Below are 20,547 nucleotides of genomic sequence, written 5' to 3'. Positions count from 1 at the left end.
GACCTCAGGCCGGGATGCGAATGACGGCGCGCAGGCCGCCTGCGGGGCTGTCGCCGAGCGTGACGTTGCCGCCATGGCTGCGGGCGATGTCGCGGGCGATGGCAAGGCCGAGACCCGTTCCCGATGCATCGAGATTGCGTGCCTCGTCGAGGCGGAAGAAGGGCTTGAAGACGTCCTCGCGGTTCTGTTCGGGAATGCCGGGGCCGTCGTCGTCAAACACGATCGTCAGCCACTTGGCGCCGTGCTTGGCCTCAATGTTGAGGGTCGCGGCGTAGCGGCGCGCATTTGAAGCAAGGTTGGTGACGAGGCGCGTGAATGCGTTCGGCCGGACCACGATATCGTCGTCGCCCTCGATTGAATAAGTGAGCGTCTTCTTGTGCAGGGCAAAGTCCGGCTCAAGCTTCAACAGCAGCTCGCTCAGCTTCAGCTCGCCGACATCTTCCTCGACCTCGCTGCGGGCGAAAGCCATGTAGGCTTCCAGCATCGATTGCATGTCGTTGACGTCGTCGCTCATGCCCTGCAGGTCGGGATTGTCGCCGGCGAGCGCCAGCTGCAACTTGAAGCGCGTGAGGATGGTGCGCAGGTCGTGACTGACGCCTGTCAGCATCGCCGTTCTCTGTTCCATCTGGCGCTCGATGCGCTCGCGCATGAGGATGAAGGCGAGGCCGGCGCGGCGGACTTCATCAGCGCCGCGCGGGTAGAAGTTTTCGGCCTTCTGGCCCTTGCCGAAGCTTTCGGCGGCGGCCGCCAGTTTCTGGATCGGGCGGATCTGGCCTCTGAGGAACAGGATGGAAATGGTGATCAGCACCAGCGATGCGCCGACCATCCAAACGATGAAGATATGGGTGTTGGAGGCGTAGGTCTGATTGCGCTTGGCGAGCACGCGCAGGATCTTGCCGTCTAGCTTTACGCGGATTTCGACGAGATTGGAATCGCCGACCGTGTCGATCCAGAAGGGGCGTTTGATCTGGTCGCGGATTTCGTCGCTCAGAATCCCATCGAGAATGGAGAAGAACGGTTTGATGCGGGGCGGGGGGAGCTCGCCATCGGGCTCGATCGAGATCTGCAGGCCGAGCTGGTCGCGGGCGATGCGGGTGGCCTCGCTGTAGTCCGTATCCTGCGGGTAGGTCTCGATCATCTGGATGATCGCGGCAATATCGGCGGTCACGGCCATCGACAGGCGCTGGGTGACCATCTGCCAGTGCCGCTCCATGAAGACGGCGGCGACGACGGACTGCAGGAGCACCATCGGCATGATGATGATGATCAGCGAGCGGACGTAAAGGCCCTTGGGCAGCTGGCGGCGCAGCAGGCGGGTGAACCAACGCCAGCCGGAAACCGGCGAGCGGTCCTCGCGTCGCAGGGAATCGAATGTTACCATCTAGAGCCTTTCCGGGTCCCGGATCATCAATCGATGCTCAGGCGGTATCCTATACCACGAACCGTCTGGAGCCAGACCGGATTTGACGGGTCGTCCTCGATTTTGCGGCGCAGGCGGTTGATCTGCACGTCGATCGTGCGCTCGCCGACATCGACATCGTTGCCGATCAGTTCGTGGCGGGGAATGGTGTCGCCGGCGCGCTTGGCGAAAAGCAGCATGATTTCCTGCTCGCGGTCGGTCAGGCGCACGATCTCGGCAGCCTTCTTGAGCTCGCGGCGGGTGAGCGAGAATGTGTAGGGGCCGAACATGACCTGTTCGATCTTGGGCGCATCGCCGGAGACGTTGCGGCGCAGGATGTTGTTGATGCGAAGCACGAGTTCGCGCGGATCGAAGGGCTTGGGCAGGTAATCGTCGGCTCCTGCCTCTAGGCCGGCAATGCGGCTGTCGGATTCGGCGAGCGCTGTCAGCATGATGATCGGCACGTTCTTGATGATGCGCAGATTCTTGGTGACGTCGATGCCGGATTCGCCGGGCATCATCACGTCCATGATGATCAGATCGAAATCGAGGCCGCCAAGCTTGCGGCGTGCTTCGGCGCCGTCGGCCGCAACCGTCACACGGAAGCCGTTCTCGCTCAGATAGCGGTTGAGCAGCGCGCGAATGCGCGTGTCGTCATCCACAACGAGCAAGTGTGCCGCATCGTCCGAAATCACTATCTTCGCCGCCATTCAGTCCGCTTTCGAGTTTTGTCTGTTCTGCATGCCACTCAGGAAGGCCTTGACGCCAGCCCTTATCTCCGGAGACGCCCCGTCGAATGCTCTCTCAATACGGCGCGATTGCGGCTCGGCGAGTGCAAGCACCAGATCCCGGCCAGTGGCGGTGGGATAGAGCTTGCGCTGGCGTCGGTCCTCAGGCCCCGCTTTTTGTTGAATATACCCCGAATCGATAAGCTGTTTGAGTACCCTTGCGAGACTCTGTTTGGTTATCTTCAACGTATCCAGGAGATCGGCAACGGTCATGCCGGGGTTTCGGTTAACGAAATGCACCACGCGGTGATGCGCACGTCCAAAGCCGCTCTTTGCCAGGATGGCATCCGGATCGGAGACGAAGTCCCGATAGGAGAAAAACAGGAGCTCGATGATGTCGAAGTCGATGGTTTCGGTGTTTTCCAACGGCTTGGTCAAAGGCTCCGGCTTGGGCTCCTGCCTGCCGGCTCTCGGGCTGCTCTGTCGTGCCAATTTGGCATTTCCTTTCCTAGTCTGCGCCGTTTGGCCGGAGCACGCGGGACCATAGGTCAGCAATGATGACATATGTTCCAGTGTCTGTCGGTTTCCGGCTTTCGCGCGTGCAAAGAAGATCGGTGTTGTCAGTCGAACCGAGATGCCCCGCGCAAAACTCCCCATGCGATACGCAATTCCCCTGCGTGATTGGATTAAGAGGCATATTTGCGGCAACAATCAACAGGCATGACGCGAGCGTTGCGGCGAGTTCACAGCCGTCTGGCGAGCGCGCATGAAAAAGGCGGCCGGGTGGCCGCCTTTGCTGTCCGTGAATTCAGGTCTTAGTTGTAGACGTAGACGATACGGCGCGTGCCCGGATCGACCAGTACAGGACGGTCGTTGATGCGAGCGTAGCGGTACTGGTAGTCAGGGATTTCCTGGAAGGTCACGGTGCCGGGAACCTGTGCGCCGACCACGACGTCACCGCCGATATCGACCGTGCGGCCAGGGTTGCTCTCGATATAGGTAGTGACCGTCTGGGGCGGTTCGATCGTCTCGACCGAGCCGACCGGGCCGAGCAGTTCGTCGCCCGGAGCTGGTTCGGCGGGGCCGGTCGCTGCCGTGGTTTCATAGGTCACAACGGGGATATCGAGATCGGACTGGTGCTGCTGGACGATCACCTGGTTGCCGTCCTGGTCCATCTGCAGATACTGGGCGTAAACCCAGCCGCGCATGCCGTTGACATCGACACGACACCACTGGCTGCCGGCGACGCAGCCGTCGAGGATGGTTTCGGAGCCGCGCGTCGCAACGCCGACAGCGGGATACTGCTCGCCGGGGCCGGCGTGAATGGTCAGATCGTTGATGGCCGTTGCGGCCATTTCCGCGCGGGCGAGGCCGGCGGACGCCAGAACCATTGCGCCTGCCAGGAAAAGATTTCGCTTCATGGTCATCGTGGGTCTCCTTTTATAGACGGGTTGGTAACGCCCGGAACAAGGGGAGGTTCCGCCGACCGCGATCACAGGAGATTACACTTGTCGTTGCGGCGTGACGGAGCGCTCGGCAAAATCGAGGCTGCACGCGCCGGCGTTTGCGACTATATCGACATCGAGACGGACGAACTGCGCAAGACATAAAGCGAGGCACCCCATGAGCATGCTCCAGGCCGGGATCATTCCGGTGACAGCGTTTCAGCAGAACTGCACGATCTTTTTCGATGAAGCGACGAAGGAAGGCGTGGTGATCGATCCGGGCGGGGATGTCGCCAATATCCTGCAGGGGATCGAGCAGAATGGGCTGAAGATCAAGGCGATCTGGCTGACCCACGGCCATCTCGACCATGCCGGCGGGGCCAAGGAGCTCAAGGAAGCGCTTGGTGTCGATATCATCGGCCCGCACGAGGACGACCTGCCGCTGCTGCAACGGATCGAGACGCAGGCGGAGAAATACGGGCTGCCAGCTGGCCAGATGCAGAATGTCGAGCCGGATCTCTGGCTGAAGGATGGCGATACGGTGTCTTTCGGCGAGCATGTGTTCGAGGTCTATCACACGCCGGGCCACGCGCCGGGGCATGTCATCTATTTCAACCGGGCGCAGAAGTTCGCGCATCTGGGCGACGTTCTGTTCAACGGCTCGATCGGCCGCACCGATCTTCCCGGCGGAAACCACCAGCAGTTGCTCGATTCCATCCGCGACAAGGTGCTGCCGCTGGGCGACGAGGTCGGCTTCATCTGCGGCCATGGCCCGGGCAGCCGGATCGGCGACGAGCGGCGCGGCAATCCTTATCTGCAGGGGCTTTGAGCCGGGCAGGGGATCAGAGCGGGCAAAGTCCGCACAAAACAAAAGCGCCGCTGAAAAGCGGCGCTTCGTGCATGAACGATCGGCGTTCGATCAGTTGGCGACGCAGAAGTGGCTGCGGCCGTCGTTGCCGATGAAGGTGCCGCTGCGCGGGTCGAACGAACGGTAACGGTAGGAGCAGTAACGTTCCCACTGTGGGGTCCACGGCTCGACGCCGACGCGAACCGGAGCCGGCTGGTAGTAGCGCACCGGTGCCGGGCGATAATAGCGGGGAGGTGCTGCGTAGACCGGACCGTCGTCATAGGCGTAGGGCGGATCGATGTAGCGGGGTTCGTCGTAGCGCGGAGCATTGGCGATCGCCGAGCCGACGATCAACCCTGTTGCCAGACCGACAGCGCCGCCGACCCATGCATCATTGTTATGGTGGTGGCGATAGCGCCAGTCGTCAGCCGATGCGACGCCGATCGACGAGAATGTGATGGCAGCCGCGGTTGCCGTCAGAAGAAGGGTCTTGGCAAGGCTATTCATGTGTTCTGTCCTGTTCAAACTCTTAGCCGGTTTTGCACCTTGATGATGGCAAGTTAACGGCTGGCGGCTGAATGCAGGCTGAACGATAAAACCCGGCGGCCCGCCGGGCTTCAACTCGATTGCAAGAGTGGCTCTATCAGCCGTCGATCTGCAGGTTGACGGCCTTCGGGCCCTTGCCGCGACGATCCGGTTCGGTGTCGAAGCTAACCTTCTGGTTTTCCGTCAGTCCGGCCAATCCGGAAGCCTGCACGGCGGAAATGTGAACGAAGATGTCCGCGCCGCCCTTGTCAGGCTTGATGAATCCGAAGCCCTTGTCGGTGTTGAAGAATTTTACAGTCCCAGTCTCGGCCATGCGTCAGGTCCTTTGATCTCTGCCCGCCATCCACACGGGCAGCATACTGATATTGCCTCCTCACGGAGACGCTAACAGGCAATTATTGAATTGTGAGAAAAAGGTCCCCTCTAAATCAGTATAGTTCTCCGCAGAACTTCCGCCTGCTTATTTAGAACCAACCGACCGGAGTATTAGCGTCTCCGGCGCGCACAATCTTAAGGACTTCCCATGCTCGCAAAATGCCCGAACGCCACGAGATTGCTGCGATTATTCACTTTTGGCAAGCAAAAGTTTTCCGACGCAACGCTGCCTCGCGCGCCAATTCCGGGTGGGTTCTGCGCTCTGACGAAAAAAAGCACTCATCAGTCGCCTCTGGATAACGTTTTGTATCGCGAGCAATATATTTTAGGAGCAGATTTTGCCAAAATTACAACGTGTGCGCGACCTCGCGAACGTTAAACTTTTTTTCATATTTTCGGCTTCAGCCCGGATTTTGGCTGATAAGCAGGCCGTTTTGACGACGTCGACGCGCTATCTCGGGGACGATTTCAACTAGAAGCATTGCCGCGAACATCAGCGCGCAGCCGACATAGCCGAGGGGCGAGATCTTCTCGCCCAGCACCAGAGCGCCGAGTGCCGCGCCGAACAGCGCTTCGGACGACAGGAAGATGGCCGCCTGCGAGGAGGTGGTGTAGCGCTGGCCGATGATCTGCAGCGAGAAGGCGACGCCCGATGAGAAGATGCCGACATAGAGGATTTCCGGCGCCGCGTCCCAGATCGCTGCCCAGCTGATGGGTTCGACAATGACAGCGGCGCCCAGCGCCAGGACGGCGGTGACGGCGAACTGCGCCACCGACAGCGTCAAGGCTCGGCCGGTCTCGGAGACAATGATGCCCGCAAGCGTGATCTGCCCGGCGGAGAAGACCGCGCAGAAGATCGTCAGGATATCGCCGCGCGACAGGGCCGACATGTCGCCGCCTGACAGCAGATAGATGCCGGTCAAGGCCATCAAGGCGCCCGGCCAGACGATCCAGTGTGGCGCCCGGCGCAGGAAAACCACGGCGATGATCGGAACGATCACGACGTAGAGCCCGGTGAGGAAGCTCGAATTGGTGACCGTCGTCGTCTGGAGGCCGATCTGCTGGGTGATCATGACGCCGAAGAGGGTGAGGCCGATCAGCAGATAGAGCATCGTGTGGCGCCCGCTGGTCTTGACCTTACTCTTGCGCGCCTCGATCAGCGCGAAGGGGAGCACGGCGACGGTGGCAATGGCGAAGCGCAGGCCGACGAACCAGAGCGGCCCGATCGTTTCCATCGCCGTCGACTGCGCGACAAAGCCGCCGCCCCAGATGGCGCCGGCCAGCAATAGAACAAGGTTCGCCTGTATGCGCGTCATGTAAGCCTCAATCTGGGAGGTCGGCCAGACGGGGTTAGCGCTTTGCGGCCGAAAAGGAACTGGTCGAGATGGGCGACCGTTACCAGTTTCGTTCGACCGCAGCAAGGCGACGTTGGCGGCCTAGATCAGCCGTTGTTGGCGGGTGCCCGGGAGACGCGCAGCAGCGTGCCGTCGTCCTCGTCGGTGACGATCAGAAGCGCGCCATCGGGCGCCACCACGACATCGCGCATGCGGCCATAGGCGCCGTCGAAGATGCGCTCCTCGGCGACGAAAGCGCCGCTGTCATCGCGCTGCATGCGCGACAGGAGTTGGAATTTCAGTGCTGCGACCAGGAAGTCGCCATTCCATTCCGGAAACATCTTGCCGCGATAGATGGCGACAGCGCCCGGTGCGATCGAGGGGTCCCAATAATAGAGTGGTTGCTCCAGGCCCTTCTTGGCGGTGCCTTCGCCGATCTCGGCGCCGGAATAGTCGCGGCCGTAGGTGATGATCGGCCAGCCGTAGTTCTTGCCCGGCTCGATGCCGTTGATCTCGTCGCCGCCGCGCGCGCCGTGCTCGACGGTATAGAGCTTGCCGTCGGCGCTATCGAAGGTGATGCCCTGCGGGTTCCTGTGGCCCTTCGACCAGATTTCCGGCAGCGCCTTGGCGCCATCCTTGAAGGGGTTGTCACTCGGGATGCTGCCGTCGGCGTTGATATGGACGATCGAGCCGGCATCGTCCTGCCAATCCTGCGAGCGGTCGCGATCGCCGCGGTCGCCAACGCTGATGAAGAGCGAGCCATCCTTGGCGATGGCGATGCGCGAGCCATACTGGATGCCGCCGCTGGTGAACTTGCGCATCTTGAAGATCGACTTGACGTTCTCAAGTGCGGTTCCGTCGGCTGAAAGCGTGGCGCTGAAGGCTTCGGTGCCGGAGCCGCCGTCACCCGGGGTCGCGGCCGTGAGATAGAGGGTTCGCGAGGTCGCGAAATCGGGTGCCAGTTCCACATCCATCAGACCGCCCTGGCTTCTGGCGTAGACCTTGGGGACGCCGGATATCGGCGCTGAGAGCTTGCCGTCGCGGACGATCCGCAAACGGCCCGGGCGTTCGGTCACGAGATAGCCGCCGTCAGGAAGGACAGCCACCGCCCATGGATGCTCCAGCCCCGAGGCGATCGTTTCGACCTGAACCTGCACCTTCCTGGTCTCGACCGTGTCGGCCGCCATGACGGGCGCGGACTGCACGATGACCGCAGCCAGCGCCACGCCTAATCCAAGTGTCGAAACTGATCTCATTCCCCATCCCCTAATGCCAGCTTACAAATGTCAATTCGCATGAGACTTGGAGGAGCGGGTGCTTCGGTTCAACCCTCAAGGGGCGGAGGATAACGGCATTGTGTTTCGGCCTTGAATGGAACCGGTCGTTTTCGCATCCACAAGCTCAGCATCAACGATGTAACGGAGCGGCCCGCGTTCGGTGGCGCCGAAGGGCCAGCAGGTTGCCAGTACGAGGTTACGGCCATGCGCGGTCGGGTCGATGCCGCTGTCGTCCCAGGAGACGACACGGCCTTCGCCGGCCTTGAAGATCAGGCGTTCGCCGTCGCGGCGCGTCACCTCGATCTCATCGCCCGGCTTGACGTCCTTGAGCCAGCGGAAGTGGGTGTCGCGGTGGGCGGCGATGACGGATGTGCCTTCGTCGCCGGGCTGCGGCGTGTTGGTGAGCCATGCGGGGCCGAAGGCAAGGGCTTCGCCGGAGGCGCCGGAGAGAACGATCGCCTGCTTGCCGAGGCGCGGGGCGCTGACCTTCGCCTCGGTGGTGAAGTCGGCCCAGGGCCATGGCTTGGCATCCTCGCCGCGCAGCTCGGCGGCGAAGGCGCGGGCGAGCAGGAATTGCGACAGCTGCGCCTTCGCCTTGATGTAGATGCCGTCGCCGATCAGGATCATCCCGTAGATCGCCAGGATGGCGATGCCTGCAGCGATCACCTTCTCGACCACGGAAAAGCGCGGCAATAGCGCTGATGGCTGCTTGTTGTCGGGTGCGTCGAAGGCGGTTGCCGCCGCCGTCGCCATGGCGAGTTCCAGATAGGTGGGAAGCGGGCCGAAATCATCGGCCGGCCCGGCTCCGCTGGTTCTGGCTGATCTAATGGCCACGGCGGGTTCCTCCCGCCATGGCGTTGCGGCGTCTCCACGCCATCAGACCGCTTGCGGCCACCAGCGCCAGGATCATCATCGTCACGCCACGGGCGATCTGCTCGTCGGCGCGCGTCGCAGTCTGCGGCAGCTGGATGGAGGCCGAGCGCTGGGCGATCAGGTTGGCGGCCTTGGGTGTGGGAGCGGCCGCCATGCGGGTTGCTGCAAGCTCGGCCACCTGCTGCAGCGGTGCGGCCATGGCGTGGTCGGGTCCGTTGCCCGAAGGTGCCTGCGGGGCAGGGGCGGTCTCGCCGTAGACTTTCTCGAAGTCCCAGCCATCGGGCAGGTTAAGCGGGAGCTTGGCGGAGTCCAGAGGCTTGTCCGAAGGGCGCGATGGGGTGACATCGACGGCGACGAGGCTGGTCATGCGGGAGACCAAGTGATGGGCAAGCGCCACGGTCTCGACATCCTTGTCGAGGGCCGTTGGGTCCTGGCGCTCATAGGCGCGGGCTTCGAGGTCGTCGATCTTGCGGCGCGCCCAGAGCTTGGAGATGCCCTGGCCGTCGGCGGCATTGGCGATCTCCATCTCGACCCGCCAGGGCTGGGCGCCTGTCTTGCCCGCTATCTGCAGTTTGCCCGTCGGCTTGGTGTCCGGCAGTTCTGCCGTCAGCACCACGGGTTCGCCGGTGTAGAGGTCGGGCATCGGGTTGGGGGTGATGTCCTCGGCCTTGGCGTTTTCGAAAGTCGCCGCGATATCGGTCATCGCGGGGTTCTGCAGCTTCTGGAACAGCTCGGCCATGCGCGTGGCGATCTGGTCGGTGGAGCCGATCTGAGTGAAGGTGCCGCGGCCCATCTCGGCGGCCTTGGTCATGAAGTAGGAGTTGGGCGCCGAGCCGATGCCGACGGTGAAGACACGGGCGTCGCCACGGTTCTGGGTGATCTCGGTGAAGAGTTGCTGTTCGTTGCCGATCGCGCCGTCGGTAAGGAAGACGACCTGGCGCAATGCGCCCGCTGCGACCGAGCCCTGGTTGCGGAGCGCATCCTGCAACGCGGGCAGCATTTCGGTGCCGCCATCGGCATTCAGGCTCCTGACATAGGATATCGTTTTTTCGCGATTGTCGGGGGAGGCGGCGACGAGGCCGTTGAAATAGTCGGTCATCGTGTCGTCGAAGCCAGCTTCACGGTCAGCGCGACAGGGTTGATCTTGGCGTTTTCACGCGGATCGAGCACCGGTGCGGTGATCTTCTCGCGGTTTTCGACCGGATTGGACGGGACGGCGAAGCCGGCGCCGTTGTTGAATTCGACGGTCTGGACGATCGGCGCCGGATTGTAGCGGGGTGCGACGACCATCGGGAAGCGCAGCGAGAACTCGCCGCCGGACTGGTGCACCGTCTGCTGGTATTCGACCTGCACGACGATGGTTTCGCCGGGGCCGATATTGGCGACCTGGTTGGTGAAGATGTTGGGACGCTGCTGTTCCAGAAGAGCGGTCTTCTTGCCCTCGGCTTTGGCCTGCTCGTAGATCTCACGGGCTTCCTGGCGCGGCTTGATCTGGCCTTCGATGAAGCGATCGCCGATCTGCATCTTCAGGACGTCCACGGCGGAATTTTCAGGCAGCGGGAAGACGTAGGTGCCTTCGACCCAACCCTTGCTCGGGTTCTGGAAACGCTGCGTGACCTTGACGCGGGCGATGGGGCCGGTGACATCCATCTCGACGTCGGTCTTCAGGCGCGGCGCCTCGACGAAGAAGCCGGGTTCCTTGGCGGGAAAGAGCAGGGAGCCGCTGTTGACGTCGTTCGGCTTGATCAGGCCGGCGATCTCGCGGGCTTTCGGCTGGCTTTCCTCGGCGGCATAGGCGGCCGTCACCAGTCCTGATGTAACCAGGATGGAAGCGGCGAATGCCACGAATGCGATCAGCAGGGATATGGAAACGCGGGCGGCGCGCAGCCGCCTCAAGGTGACTTCATCTTCCAGAAACATGGCATGCCCTCAGTAACCAATTTCGGAGATGCAAGAATGCGGCTTCGATCTCGGCGGGCTCGCGACCGAATTGCGGCATGGCACGGCATTTGTTGCGGCCAATTCGTGGCGAAGGGCCAATTTGGCGAAGTTTTTGATTTCAGGGCGTAAATCGGAACCGCGTCGATGAGGCGGCTTCGGATTATGCGAATCACGATCTCGATGGCGCGAATGATCACGAAGAATCATCCGATTCATCACCCCTTTGGCCTTGAAAAGCCTGCCTACATTGGACATAGACCGTAGCGCAGAAATCCGGCCCCGGCCGTCTGCTAAAATCAACCGTATAGGACCGATATCATGGCCTTTCTTGCCGATGCTCTTTCCCGTGTGAAGCCTTCCGCCACCATCGCCGTTTCCCAGAAAGCGCGCGAGTTGAAAGCAAAAGGCCGTGACGTGATCGGTCTTGGCGCCGGTGAGCCGGACTTCGATACGCCCGACAATATCAAGCAGGCAGCGATCGACGCTATCAACCGCGGCGAGACGAAGTACACGCCGGTTTCCGGTATCCCTGAACTGCGCAAGGCGATCGCCGCGAAGTTCAAGCGCGAGAACGGCCTGGACTATTCCTGGGAGCAGACGATCGTCGGCACCGGCGGAAAGCAGATTCTTTTCAACGCCTTCATGGCAACGCTGAATGCCGGCGATGAAGTCGTTATCCCGGCTCCTTACTGGGTGTCGTATCCTGAAATGGTGGCGCTGTGCGGCGGTACGCCGGTTACCGTCATGACGACGCAGGAAAACAACTTCAAGCTCCAGGCAGCCGATCTCGACAAGGCGATCACGCCGAAGACGAAGTGGTTCATCTTCAACTCGCCGTCCAACCCGTCGGGTGCCGCCTATACGCATGACGAACTGAAGGCTCTGACCGACGTGCTGCTCAAGCATCCGCATGTCTGGATCCTGACCGACGACATGTATGAACACCTGACCTATGGCGACTTCAAGTTCGTCACGCCGGTCGAAGTCGAGCCGAAGCTCTATGACCGCACGCTCACCATGAACGGCGTTTCGAAGGCTTACGCGATGACCGGCTGGCGTATCGGCTACGCAGCGGGCCCGATCCAGCTGATCAAGGCCATGGACATGATCCAGGGCCAGCAGACCTCCGGCGCATCGTCGATCGCGCAGTGGGCCGCTGTCGAGGCGCTGAACGGCACGCAGGCGTTCATTCCCGAGAACAAGAAGATCTTCGAAGGCCGCCGCGACCTCGTCGTGTCGATGCTGAACCAGGCCAAGGGCATTTCGTGCCCGAACCCGGAAGGCGCCTTCTACGTCTACCCGTCCTGCGCCGGCCTGATCGGCAAGACGGCCCCGACGGGCAAGGTCATCGAGACGGATGAGGACTTCGTGTCCGAGCTGCTGGAATCGGAAGGCGTTGCCGTGGTTCACGGCTCGGCCTTCGGCCTCGGCCCGAACTTCCGCATCTCCTACGCGACCTCGGAAGCACTGCTGGAAGAAGCCTGCAAGCGCATCCAGCGCTTCTGCGGCGCCTGCAAGTAAGCAGCCTCGCTTTGAACTTCGAAACCCGCCGGCGACGGCGGGTTTTTTATTGCAGGTGTGTTTTGCTGCCGCCCATTTAAAGATCGCTAATGACTGCCGCCTATTGGTGCGCTGTTTTTATAGATTTCATTGCTTTTGGTATCATGACGCTTCAATCCTTCCAGCTCGACTTCGCAACGGTTCTCCTGTTGCACCAATGCTCGTTTCTCGTCGGCGCTCTCTGCTTTCTCTATACGCGCTGGCAGTCGAAGCGCGGTGAGGGGTTGGGCACTCTGGCGATCGGCTTCCTGTCGCTGGCGATGTCGTCGACCTTGGCGGGGCTGGGCGAGCGTTCGGTGCTCTCCCATGAAATATGGACGTTCGGCACCTTCGTATTCGGCCTGATCGGCTATTCGGTTTTCTGGGTCGGAATGCGCCAGCTCAGCAGCGGTCGGCGGCGGCGGATCGATTGGCTGGTGCTGATCATTCCAGCGGCGCTGATCGTGATTGCGTTCGCGACGCGATTCTATCTGGACGACGCTATTCGCGGTGCCGTCAGCAACTTCATCTCCTTCCTTTCGCTTGCGGCAGCCACAGCCACCGTGCTGCATGATCGGCGGCCGGAACGGCTGCCGGTGCGGATCGTGCTGTCTTGCGTGATCGCGCTGTCGTCGCTTCTGGCCTTGCTCATCGTCGTTGCCATGCTGACGCCGGCGATCGCTCCGATGACGCCGCGCTGGGCGTTCTTCATCCGCATCATTTGCCATTTCGCGATCGCGCTTTTCGTGATCATCCTCGTGAAGGAGCGTGCCGAGGCGGCGCTGCGGCATGTGGCCGATACGGATATGCTGACCGGTGTCGGCAACCGCCGCTGGTTTACCTCGCGAATGCCGAAGGTCATGCGTGGGGACGATGCGCTGCTGTTGATGGATCTCGACCTGTTCAAGCAGGTCAACGACCGCTTCGGTCACGATACCGGCGATCAGGTGCTCGTCAGCTTCGCCGATGCGATCAGCCGCAACCTTAAAACTGACGGCAGTTTTGCGCGCCTCGGCGGCGAGGAGTTCGCGGCCTATCTGCCGAAGACGAATGCCTTGGAGGCCATGAAGGCGGCCGAGCGTCTGGTCGATCTGATCGGTAAGCTCGAAGTGGATAGCAACGGTCAGCGTGTGCCGCTCACCGTCAGCATCGGCGTTGCAACGAGCGCGGATGCGGGCCGCTCCTGGAGCGATCTGCTCAAGATGGCCGATGCGGCTCTTTATGCCGCCAAGGACAGCGGCCGCAATCGCGCCGTTCTCTATGACAAGATCGCGGCATAATCGGCTTTCCGGCTTGGCAATCCGATTCAGGTTTTCGCCCTAAGGCGTTGATTTCGGATTCTATCTGCCGCTATAGCCCCAGGCTTGCCAGCATCAGGAACGTTGCGAAGAGGATGAAGTGCGTCATCCCCTCGATGGCGTTGGTCTCGCCGTCGTTGAGGTTGATGGCGGCGGCGATCAGGGTGATGGTGACCATCACCGTCTGCACCGGCGTCATCGCCATGATGAAGGGCTGGCCGGTGTAGAGGGCGATTGCCTCCATGACCGGGACTGTCAGGATGACGGTCGAGAGCGAGGCACCCATGGCGATGTTGACGGTTGCCTGCATGCGGTTCTTCAACGCGGCGCGAAGCGCGGTCAGGATCTCGGGCGCGGCCGATATGGTCGCGACGACGAGCGCTGTGAGGCCGATCGGCGCGCCGGTGTCCTTGAGGCCCGTCGTCATGAAGGCCGACATGAACTCGGCGAGTGCGCCGATGATGACGACGCCCGCCAGGATCGTGGCGATCGAGACTGCCGTCGATCCTTCGTCGCCATGGTCCTCCGATGTGTCCTGCTTGCGCTCGGCGCGAGGGTAGCTGTAGCTGAAGAAATAGCTGTGCTGGCCGACCTGCATGCGCAGGAAAAGCGCGTAGAGCGCGATCATCGCGACGATGGTGAAGGCGGAATAATAGTGCCATTTCTCGTCGGGCACGAATTCCGGGACGATCATCGATATGCCGATCGCCGTCAGGATCATGACGCCATAGGTCTTGCCGGAATTGTCGTTATAGGGCTGCTCGCCGTGCTTCAGGCCGCCGAGCAAGGCGGCAAGGCCAAGGATGCCGTTGATATCCAGCATCAGCGCCGAATAGATCGTGTCGCGCACCAGCGTCGGGGAGCTTTCGCCGGCCATCATGATGGCGAGGATGATGACCTCGACGGCAACAGCCGAGAGCGTCAGGATCATCGTGCCATAGGGATCGCCGACCTTGATGGCGAGGATTTCGGCGTGATGGGCCACACGCATCGAGGCGAGCACGATGGTGACGACGAGGGCGACGGCCGCGATGAGTGCCGCGCCCTGGCCCATCTCCATGATCGCGTGTTCCGATAGAAACGCCGCCACGCCGACCGCAATCGCGATCAGCAGGTACCGTTCGGTTTTCAGGCGTGACACTATCCCCAACGTCGAGCTCCGATCTTGATTCATCTCTCAAGTCTAAGGCGATGATTTCACATATCAAGTCGGCGATTGCGCGGGGCAGGTTTGCAGTCTTGGGCATTTAATGGAATACTGCCTCATCGGTCAGCCGGAAGCATATCGCGGCGCCTCTCGTCTTTTTGCCAAGTGGCACCGCGCTAAACAGGATCAGATCCTGTCGGTTCGGTGTGTTGAACCAAGCAAAAGAGGAGTGAAGTGCATGGTCAAGGTGGTCTATGAAGTCGTCCAGCACGATGGCGGCTGGGCCTACCGGCTGGGAAACGTGTATTCCGAGGCCTTCCCGACACATTCCGAAGCGCTTGAGGCGGCCCGTATCGTGGCGGCCGAGCAGCAGGTCGGCGGCGATTCCGCCGAGATCAGTTGGCAGGACGACAAGGGCAAGTGGCATGAGGAATATGCCGAAGGTGGCGACCGTCCGGAGACCGAGGTGGTCGATGGCAACTGGAAGACCCACCAGGCCGCAACGTCGCCACGCGCCTGACCGATCGCGCCTTTCTTGACGCGTTCCGTCAGTCCCGGCGGCCGAGCGCTCCTTCCCTGATATAATCGAGCAGGCCCGTGACCAGCGCATCGAAGGTGACGCGGTAGCGCGGTGAGGTCCTGATCGCCTCGTGCATCACCACCCAAGTCGCGAGGGGAATCTGAAACGCCTGCGGCAGAACGTGGACGAGATTTTCATCCGACGCCGCCAGTCCTGTCTGGCACATACCAATCCCCAATCCCGACCGGATCGCCGCCATCTGCGCCAACGTGCTATCGGCCTTGAAGCCGAAGGCGAGGTCGGCGAAGACAGGGTAGCGTTTCAGCATCGTCCTGACATAGCCGGTGTGCCGGTCGAAGCCGATCAGGCGGTGGTTACCTAGATCGGCCATGGTCTCCGGCGTGCCGCGATGGTCGAGATAGCGGCGATGGGCGTGGAAGCCGAGCGGAATGTCGCCGATGCGGCGCACCACCAGCGCTTCCTGTGTCGGCTCGCTCATCCGCACGGCGATATCGGCTTCGCGGCTCAGCAGATCCTCGACCGCGTCGGAGGCGGAGAGCTCGATCTCGAGTTCCGGATATTGTTCCATCAGCGGTGCCAGGATTGAGGGCAGCACCTCGACGCCGATCACCTCGCTGGCGCTGATGCGGACTGGGCCGGCGATGCGGTCGCGATGACCAGAGGCGGTGCGCAGTAGCGCCGCGGAGGTTGAGGCGAGCGTTTCGGCATAGGGCTTGAGCTCGAGGGCGGCTTCGGTCGGCATCAGGCCGCTCTGCGAGCGGACGAAGAGCTGGGTGCCGACGATCTCTTCCAGCGCGTCGATATGGCGGCCGATGGTCGGCTGCGTCAACCCGAGCTCGCGGGCGGCGGCCGATAGCGAGCCGTGGTGGAGCACGGCGAGAAGAGTGCGGTAGAAATCCCAGCTCGGCTCTATTGTCATTCAAATACGTATAGATGAGATACGAATTTCGTCAATTTCGTTTATCTCTTCAAGAGCGCATCATCTCTTCATCAACAGATGGAGACGATGATGACACAGCAGATCGCACTTGTACTCGGAGCAACCGGTGGCATTGGCGGCGCGGTTGCCCGCAAGCTGGTTTCGCGCGGCTGGCATGTCCGCGCGCTGAACCGCAATGTGGAGAAGGCGCGCGCCGCCGAGCCCTGTTTGAACTGGGTGCAGGGTGACGCGATGCGTGCGGCCGATGTGATGGCCGCCGCTGAAGGGGCAAGCCTGATCGTGCACGCCGTCAATCCGCCCGGCTATCGCGATTGGAAAAAGCTGGTGCTGCCGATGCTCGACAATACGATCGCGGCCGCCAGGGCGGTCGGTGCAACGATCGTGCTTCCCGGCACGGTCTACAATTTCGGGCCGGATGCCTTTCCTGTTCTGCGCGAGGACAGCCCGCAGCATCCGGTGACGAAGAAGGGTGCCATCCGCGTCGAGATGGAAAAGCGGCTGGAGGCCGGATCGCGTGATGGGGCGCCCGTCATCATTGTCAGGGCCGGCGATTTCTTCGGGCCGGGGGCGGCGAGCAGCTGGTTTTCGCAGGGGATGATCACGCCAGGCAAGCCCGTTTCCACTGTGACCAACCCGGCGCGCAAGGGTGTGGGGCATCAGTGGGCTTATCTGCCCGATGTGGCGGAGACGATGGTCCAATTCATCGAGCGCCGCGAGCGGCTGCCTGATTTTGCCGTCTATCATATGGACGGCTTCTGGGATCACGATGGGCAGCAGATGGTCGAAGCGATCAGGCGCGCCGTTGGCGGTCGGGTGAAGGTGCGGAGCTTTCCCTGGTTCGTCGTACCGCTGGCAGCACCCTTCGTGACTTTCATGCGCGAGTTGAAGGAGATGCGTTATCTCTGGCGCGATCCGATCCGGATGAGCAATGACCGTCTGGTGGCGGAACTCGGCTTCGAGCCGCGCACGCCTGTTGATGAGGCCATCAGGACGACCTTGCTGTCGCTCGGCTGCCTTGAAGAGCGGATGGACGATGAGGTGGCGGGCGCGTTGGCGCCGCGTGGCTAGCCTTGGCTGAGTTCCGTGAGCGCGATGCCGGCGACGGTGAGCGGGCTCTGCGCTTCCTGTGACATGCTGTCGTCGAGAAACCAGGCGGCGGAGAGACCGCAATAGGCGGCGATCCAGCGCAGCAGGCGCGCGGGGTCGATGTTGGCGGCAGCCGATACAATCGGCAGCTGGCGGCGGAGCCGATAGGGATCGGTGACCGTCGAGAGCTCCGGGTTGGCGAAGATGTTGGCGTAGTCGAAGCCACGCTCGCCAACCAGGCCCTTTGGATCGATCGCCAGCCAGCCGTGTTCTTCGAAGTCGAGGACATTGCCGTGGTGGATATCGCCGTGCAGGACGGTCTCGTCGCGCGGTTCGGCGAGCAGGGCGCTGGCGATGTCGTGGCACTCGGTGAGCACGCCGCCGTATTTGCCGGCGGCCGGAGCGAGGTCGCGGAACCATCTGGCAAGGGGAATGAGCGGTGGCTTCGCTGTTTGGCGTGGCGTATGCAGTCTGGCGACGGTGTCGCAGAGGATGCAGCTTGCCTCGTCATCTTCGCCTTCAGCGGCCATGGCGAGCAGCGAGCGGCCACCTTGGGCGCGCTCAAGCACGATTGCATCGGCGTCGTGGCAATAGACCTTGGCCGCACCGCTTCCGTCCCACCAGTGCATCACCGCGGCGCCCGATCGCTCGGCTTCGTCGGCGCTCAGCTTCAGCATGGCCGGCTTGCCGCGCCACAGCACGGGCAGAAGGTTGCTGGAGTGGGTGACGACAGGCTCGCCTTCAGGGGTGAGGTGCCAGCGGTCGAGATAGGGCTTGAACATGAGGGGATGCTAGCCGGTCGCGGCCGGAAAGGGAAATGACGTCGACCCAGAATGACATGGGCCAGAAAGAGAAATCCCGCCGGATGGCGGGATTTCGAGGCTTGGTGTCGATCAGGCGACCTTTTCGAGGACAGGGTAGTCGATGTAGCCCTTCGGGCCGCCGCCATAGAGGGTGGCCTGGTCGATTTCGTTGAGCGGGGCGTTGGCCTTGAGGCGCTCGACGAGGTCAGGGTTGGCGATGAACGGCTTGCCGAACGCGATCAGGTCGGCCTTGCCGCTTTCGGCGGTGTCGATGGCGAGCTGGCGATCATAGCCGTTGTTGACCATCCAGCTTGCCTTGCCGCCGGCCTTTTCATAGGCGGCGCGCAGGCCCGCATAGTCGAAGGGCTTGTCGCCCTGCTGGAAGTTGCGGTCGCCGCCGGTGGCACCCTCGATGATGTGGATGAAGGCGAGGTCGTACTTAGCCAGACCCTCAACGACGTAGTCGAACAGCGGCTGAGGGGCAGCGTCGGATGCGTCGTTGGCAGGGGTGACCGGCGAGATGCGGATGCCGGTGACGCGCGGGCCGATTTCCTTGGTGATCGCATCGACCACTTCGAACAGGAAGCGGGCGCGGTTTTCGATCGAGCCGCCATACTGGTCGGTGCGGTCGTTGATGTCGGCGCGCAGGAACTGGTCGATCAGGTAGCCGTTGGCTGCGTGGATCTCGACGCCATCGAAGCCGGCGTCGATCGCGGCGCGCGCGGCCTTGCGGTAGTCCTCGACGATGCCGGCGATTTCGGCGGTTTCAAGCGCGCGGGGCTCGGAGGTCTCGGCGAAGCTGCCGGTGCCGTCTGAATTGACGAGGTAGGTCTTCGACTTGGCGGTCTTGTTGCTTGATGAGACCGGCTTGCCGCCGTTCGGCTGCAGCGTCGTGTGCGAGATACGGCCGACATGCCACATCTGGACGACGATCTTGCCGCCATGGGCGTGCACGGCGTCGGTCACGCGCTTCCAGCCATCCAAAGCTTCCTTGCTGTAGAGGCCGGGGACGTCGGCATAGCCCTGGCCCTGATGGGTGATCGCCGTCGCTTCGGTGACGATCAGGCCGGCGGAGGCGCGCTGCGTGTAATATTCGACGTTGAGGTCGTTCGGCACGGCGCCCGGCGAGCGGTTGCGGGTCAGCGGGGCCATGACGATGCGGTTCTTGACGGCGATGTCGCCAACCTGCGTCGGTTCGAAGAGCTTGCTCATGGAAAGTCCTTTCGGTGGTGCTAGTGGTTTGGGGGCGTTGGAAGGATCATTCAGCCGGGGCGGGCATGGCTGCCTTGCCCTTGGCGGAGAGATAGGTAAGTGCCGTGACGACGAGGCCGATCAGGGCCATGAAGGCGGCGACCAGCGGTACGCGGGTCATGTCGAAGCCGAGCTCGATGGCCATGCCGCCAGCCCAGGCGCCGAGCGCGTTGCCGGTGTTGAAGGCGCCGATATTGATCGTCGAGACAAGATTGGGCGCATCCTTGCCGAAGTGCACGACACCGACCTGCAGGGCGGGGACGGCAGCGAAGGTCGCGACGGCCCAGACGAAGAGGGTGATTTCGGCGGCGATGAAATAGGGGCTGGTAAAGCCGAAGGCGACAGAGGTCACGGCGATCATCGCGAAGACGCCGGCGAGCGTCGGCCCGAGCTTCCAGTCGGCGAGCTTGCCGCCGAGAAGATTGCCGACGGTGAGGCCGAGGCCGATCAGGAACAGCGTCCAGGTAACGCCCTGAGGCGACAGGCCGGTGACATCACGCAGCAGCGGCGCGATGTAGGTGAAGAGTGCGAACATCGAGGCGGCGAAGAAGACGGTGGTCGACAGCGCCAGCCAGAGGTGGCCGTTCTTCAGGGCGGCGATCTCGCGGAAGATGTTGCCTTGTTCCTCCTGCTTGTCCTTGGGGAGCATGGCGATCAGGCCGGCGATGGTGATGACGCCAAGTACGGTGACGACCGCGAAGGTCGAGCGCCAGCCGAATGCCTGGCCGATCGCGGTGCCGAGCGGCACGCCCAAGACGTTTGCGAGCGTCAGGCCGGTGAACATCAGCGCCACGGCGCGGGCGCGGCGATCCGGCGCCACGAGGTTTGCGGCGACGACGGAGCCGATGCCGAAGAAGGCGCCGTGGCAGAGCGCGGTGACGACGCGGGCGATCATCAGCACCCAGTAGCTCGGCGCCAGCGCGCAGAGCAGATTGCCGGCGATGAAGAAGGCCATGAGCGCGATCAGCGCCGTGCGGCGTTTCAGGTGCGCGGTGGAGACCGCCATGACGGGGGCGCCGACGGCGACCGCGAGTGCATAACCGGTGACGAGCCAGCCGGCCTGCGGGATCGTCACCGCAAGGTCGGTGGCGACTTCGGGCAGCAGGCCCATGATGACGAATTCGGTGGTGCCAATCGCAAAAGCGCTGAGCGCCAGGACGAGGAGAGCGAGGGGCAT

At 62.4% G+C, this 20,547-nt stretch carries 19 protein-coding genes and 1 pseudogene; 5 read left to right on the top strand and 15 right to left on the bottom strand.

Annotated elements, in window-relative coordinates:
* Positions 1-4: 4 nt before the first annotated feature.
* From QTL96_RS05585 to QTL96_RS05570, 4 genes are all read right to left on the bottom strand, one after another.
* Positions 5-1,381 (bottom strand): HAMP domain-containing sensor histidine kinase, encoded by a 1,377-nt coding sequence (locus QTL96_RS05585; protein ID WP_289726990.1) that lies wholly within the window; start codon positions 1,379-1,381, stop codon positions 5-7.
* Positions 1,382-1,407: 26 nt separating this feature from the next.
* Positions 1,408-2,109, bottom strand: a complete 702-nt coding sequence (locus QTL96_RS05580) for a response regulator transcription factor (RefSeq protein ID WP_289726989.1) — start codon at positions 2,107-2,109, stop codon at positions 1,408-1,410.
* Positions 2,110-2,619 (bottom strand): MarR family transcriptional regulator, encoded by a 510-nt coding sequence (locus QTL96_RS05575; RefSeq protein WP_026282797.1) that lies wholly within the window; start codon positions 2,617-2,619, stop codon positions 2,110-2,112.
* Between the two features lie 323 nt (positions 2,620-2,942).
* Positions 2,943-3,554, bottom strand: coding sequence for a DUF1236 domain-containing protein (locus QTL96_RS05570; protein WP_289726988.1), 612 nt, complete (start codon positions 3,552-3,554; stop codon positions 2,943-2,945).
* A gap of 196 nt (positions 3,555-3,750) precedes the next feature.
* On the opposite strand from QTL96_RS05570, the gene QTL96_RS05565 reads away from it, so the two are divergent.
* Complete coding sequence (locus tag QTL96_RS05565; protein ID WP_289726987.1) at positions 3,751-4,401, top strand: MBL fold metallo-hydrolase; 651 nt, start codon at positions 3,751-3,753, stop codon at positions 4,399-4,401.
* A 90-nt stretch (positions 4,402-4,491) separates the two neighbouring features.
* Here QTL96_RS05565 and QTL96_RS05560 read toward each other — a convergent pair whose 3' ends face one another.
* The 6 genes and pseudogenes from QTL96_RS05560 to QTL96_RS05535 all read right to left on the bottom strand — a co-directional run bounded on the left by QTL96_RS05560 (position 4,492) and on the right by QTL96_RS05535 (position 10,744).
* Positions 4,492-4,926, bottom strand: a complete 435-nt coding sequence (locus QTL96_RS05560) for a BA14K family protein (RefSeq protein ID WP_018897409.1) — start codon at positions 4,924-4,926, stop codon at positions 4,492-4,494.
* Positions 4,927-5,062: 136 nt separating this feature from the next.
* A complete protein-coding gene (locus QTL96_RS05555) occupies positions 5,063-5,278 on the bottom strand; it encodes a cold-shock protein (protein WP_018897410.1) in 216 nt (71 codons plus the stop codon).
* A 463-nt stretch (positions 5,279-5,741) separates the two neighbouring features.
* A complete protein-coding gene (locus QTL96_RS05550) occupies positions 5,742-6,656 on the bottom strand; it encodes a DMT family transporter (RefSeq protein WP_289726986.1) in 915 nt (304 codons plus the stop codon).
* Between the two features lie 125 nt (positions 6,657-6,781).
* On the bottom strand, positions 6,782-7,930 hold the full coding sequence (locus QTL96_RS05545) for a PQQ-dependent sugar dehydrogenase (protein ID WP_289726985.1): 1,149 nt from the start codon (positions 7,928-7,930) through the stop codon (positions 6,782-6,784).
* Positions 7,931-8,005: 75 nt separating this feature from the next.
* Entirely contained in the window at positions 8,006-8,779 is a 774-nt protein-coding gene (locus QTL96_RS05540) for a class GN sortase (RefSeq protein WP_289727180.1), read from the bottom strand.
* Positions 8,775-10,744: pseudogene (locus tag QTL96_RS05535) on the bottom strand (VIT domain-containing protein). The gene QTL96_RS05540 and the pseudogene QTL96_RS05535 overlap by 5 nt, the downstream one beginning before the upstream one ends.
* A gap of 339 nt (positions 10,745-11,083) precedes the next feature.
* Here QTL96_RS05535 and QTL96_RS05530 point away from each other — a divergent pair.
* Both QTL96_RS05530 and QTL96_RS05525 read left to right on the top strand, forming a co-directional pair.
* Positions 11,084-12,286: a pyridoxal phosphate-dependent aminotransferase gene (locus QTL96_RS05530; protein ID WP_018897416.1), complete on the top strand. Its 1,203-nt coding sequence runs from the start codon at positions 11,084-11,086 to the stop codon at positions 12,284-12,286.
* Positions 12,287-12,429: 143 nt separating this feature from the next.
* On the top strand, positions 12,430-13,584 hold the full coding sequence (locus QTL96_RS05525) for a GGDEF domain-containing protein (RefSeq protein ID WP_289726984.1): 1,155 nt from the start codon (positions 12,430-12,432) through the stop codon (positions 13,582-13,584).
* A 70-nt stretch (positions 13,585-13,654) separates the two neighbouring features.
* Here the strand turns inward: QTL96_RS05525 and QTL96_RS05520 are convergent, their stop codons facing one another.
* Positions 13,655-14,752: a calcium:proton antiporter gene (locus tag QTL96_RS05520; protein WP_289726983.1), complete on the bottom strand. Its 1,098-nt coding sequence runs from the start codon at positions 14,750-14,752 to the stop codon at positions 13,655-13,657.
* Positions 14,753-14,987: 235 nt separating this feature from the next.
* Between QTL96_RS05520 and QTL96_RS05515 the strand changes: the two genes are divergently transcribed.
* The gene (locus tag QTL96_RS05515) at positions 14,988-15,269 is read left to right on the top strand and encodes a DUF2188 domain-containing protein (RefSeq protein ID WP_018897419.1); all 282 of its coding nucleotides are present in this window, start codon (positions 14,988-14,990) and stop codon (positions 15,267-15,269) included.
* 28 nt (positions 15,270-15,297) lie between these two features.
* Here QTL96_RS05515 and QTL96_RS05510 read toward each other — a convergent pair whose 3' ends face one another.
* Positions 15,298-16,209 (bottom strand): LysR family transcriptional regulator, encoded by a 912-nt coding sequence (locus QTL96_RS05510; RefSeq protein ID WP_289726982.1) that lies wholly within the window; start codon positions 16,207-16,209, stop codon positions 15,298-15,300.
* 90 nt (positions 16,210-16,299) lie between these two features.
* Between QTL96_RS05510 and QTL96_RS05505 the strand changes: the two genes are divergently transcribed.
* Positions 16,300-17,298 carry an SDR family NAD(P)-dependent oxidoreductase gene (locus tag QTL96_RS05505; RefSeq protein ID WP_289726981.1) on the top strand — a complete coding sequence of 333 codons (999 nt, stop codon included), beginning with the start codon at positions 16,300-16,302 and terminating at the stop codon, positions 17,296-17,298.
* Here the strand turns inward: QTL96_RS05505 and QTL96_RS05500 are convergent.
* The 3 genes from QTL96_RS05500 to QTL96_RS05490 form a co-directional block, all read right to left on the bottom strand.
* Complete coding sequence (locus QTL96_RS05500) at positions 17,295-18,098, bottom strand: aminoglycoside phosphotransferase family protein (RefSeq protein ID WP_289726980.1); 804 nt, start codon at positions 18,096-18,098, stop codon at positions 17,295-17,297. The two genes, QTL96_RS05505 and QTL96_RS05500, sit on opposite strands and share 4 nt — an antisense overlap.
* A gap of 111 nt (positions 18,099-18,209) precedes the next feature.
* Entirely contained in the window at positions 18,210-19,331 is a 1,122-nt protein-coding gene (locus QTL96_RS05495) for an alkene reductase (RefSeq protein WP_289726979.1), read from the bottom strand.
* A 46-nt stretch (positions 19,332-19,377) separates the two neighbouring features.
* A complete protein-coding gene (locus QTL96_RS05490; protein ID WP_289726978.1) occupies positions 19,378-20,547 on the bottom strand; it encodes an MFS transporter in 1,170 nt (389 codons plus the stop codon).

Origin of the sequence: Rhizobium sp. S163, from assembly GCF_030380805.1 — a bacterium.
In the GTDB taxonomy this organism is placed as follows: domain Bacteria; phylum Pseudomonadota; class Alphaproteobacteria; order Rhizobiales; family Rhizobiaceae; genus Rhizobium.
The sequence above is the reverse complement of the archived record's forward strand: the minus strand, read 5'-3'. Positions and strand labels throughout refer to the sequence as shown.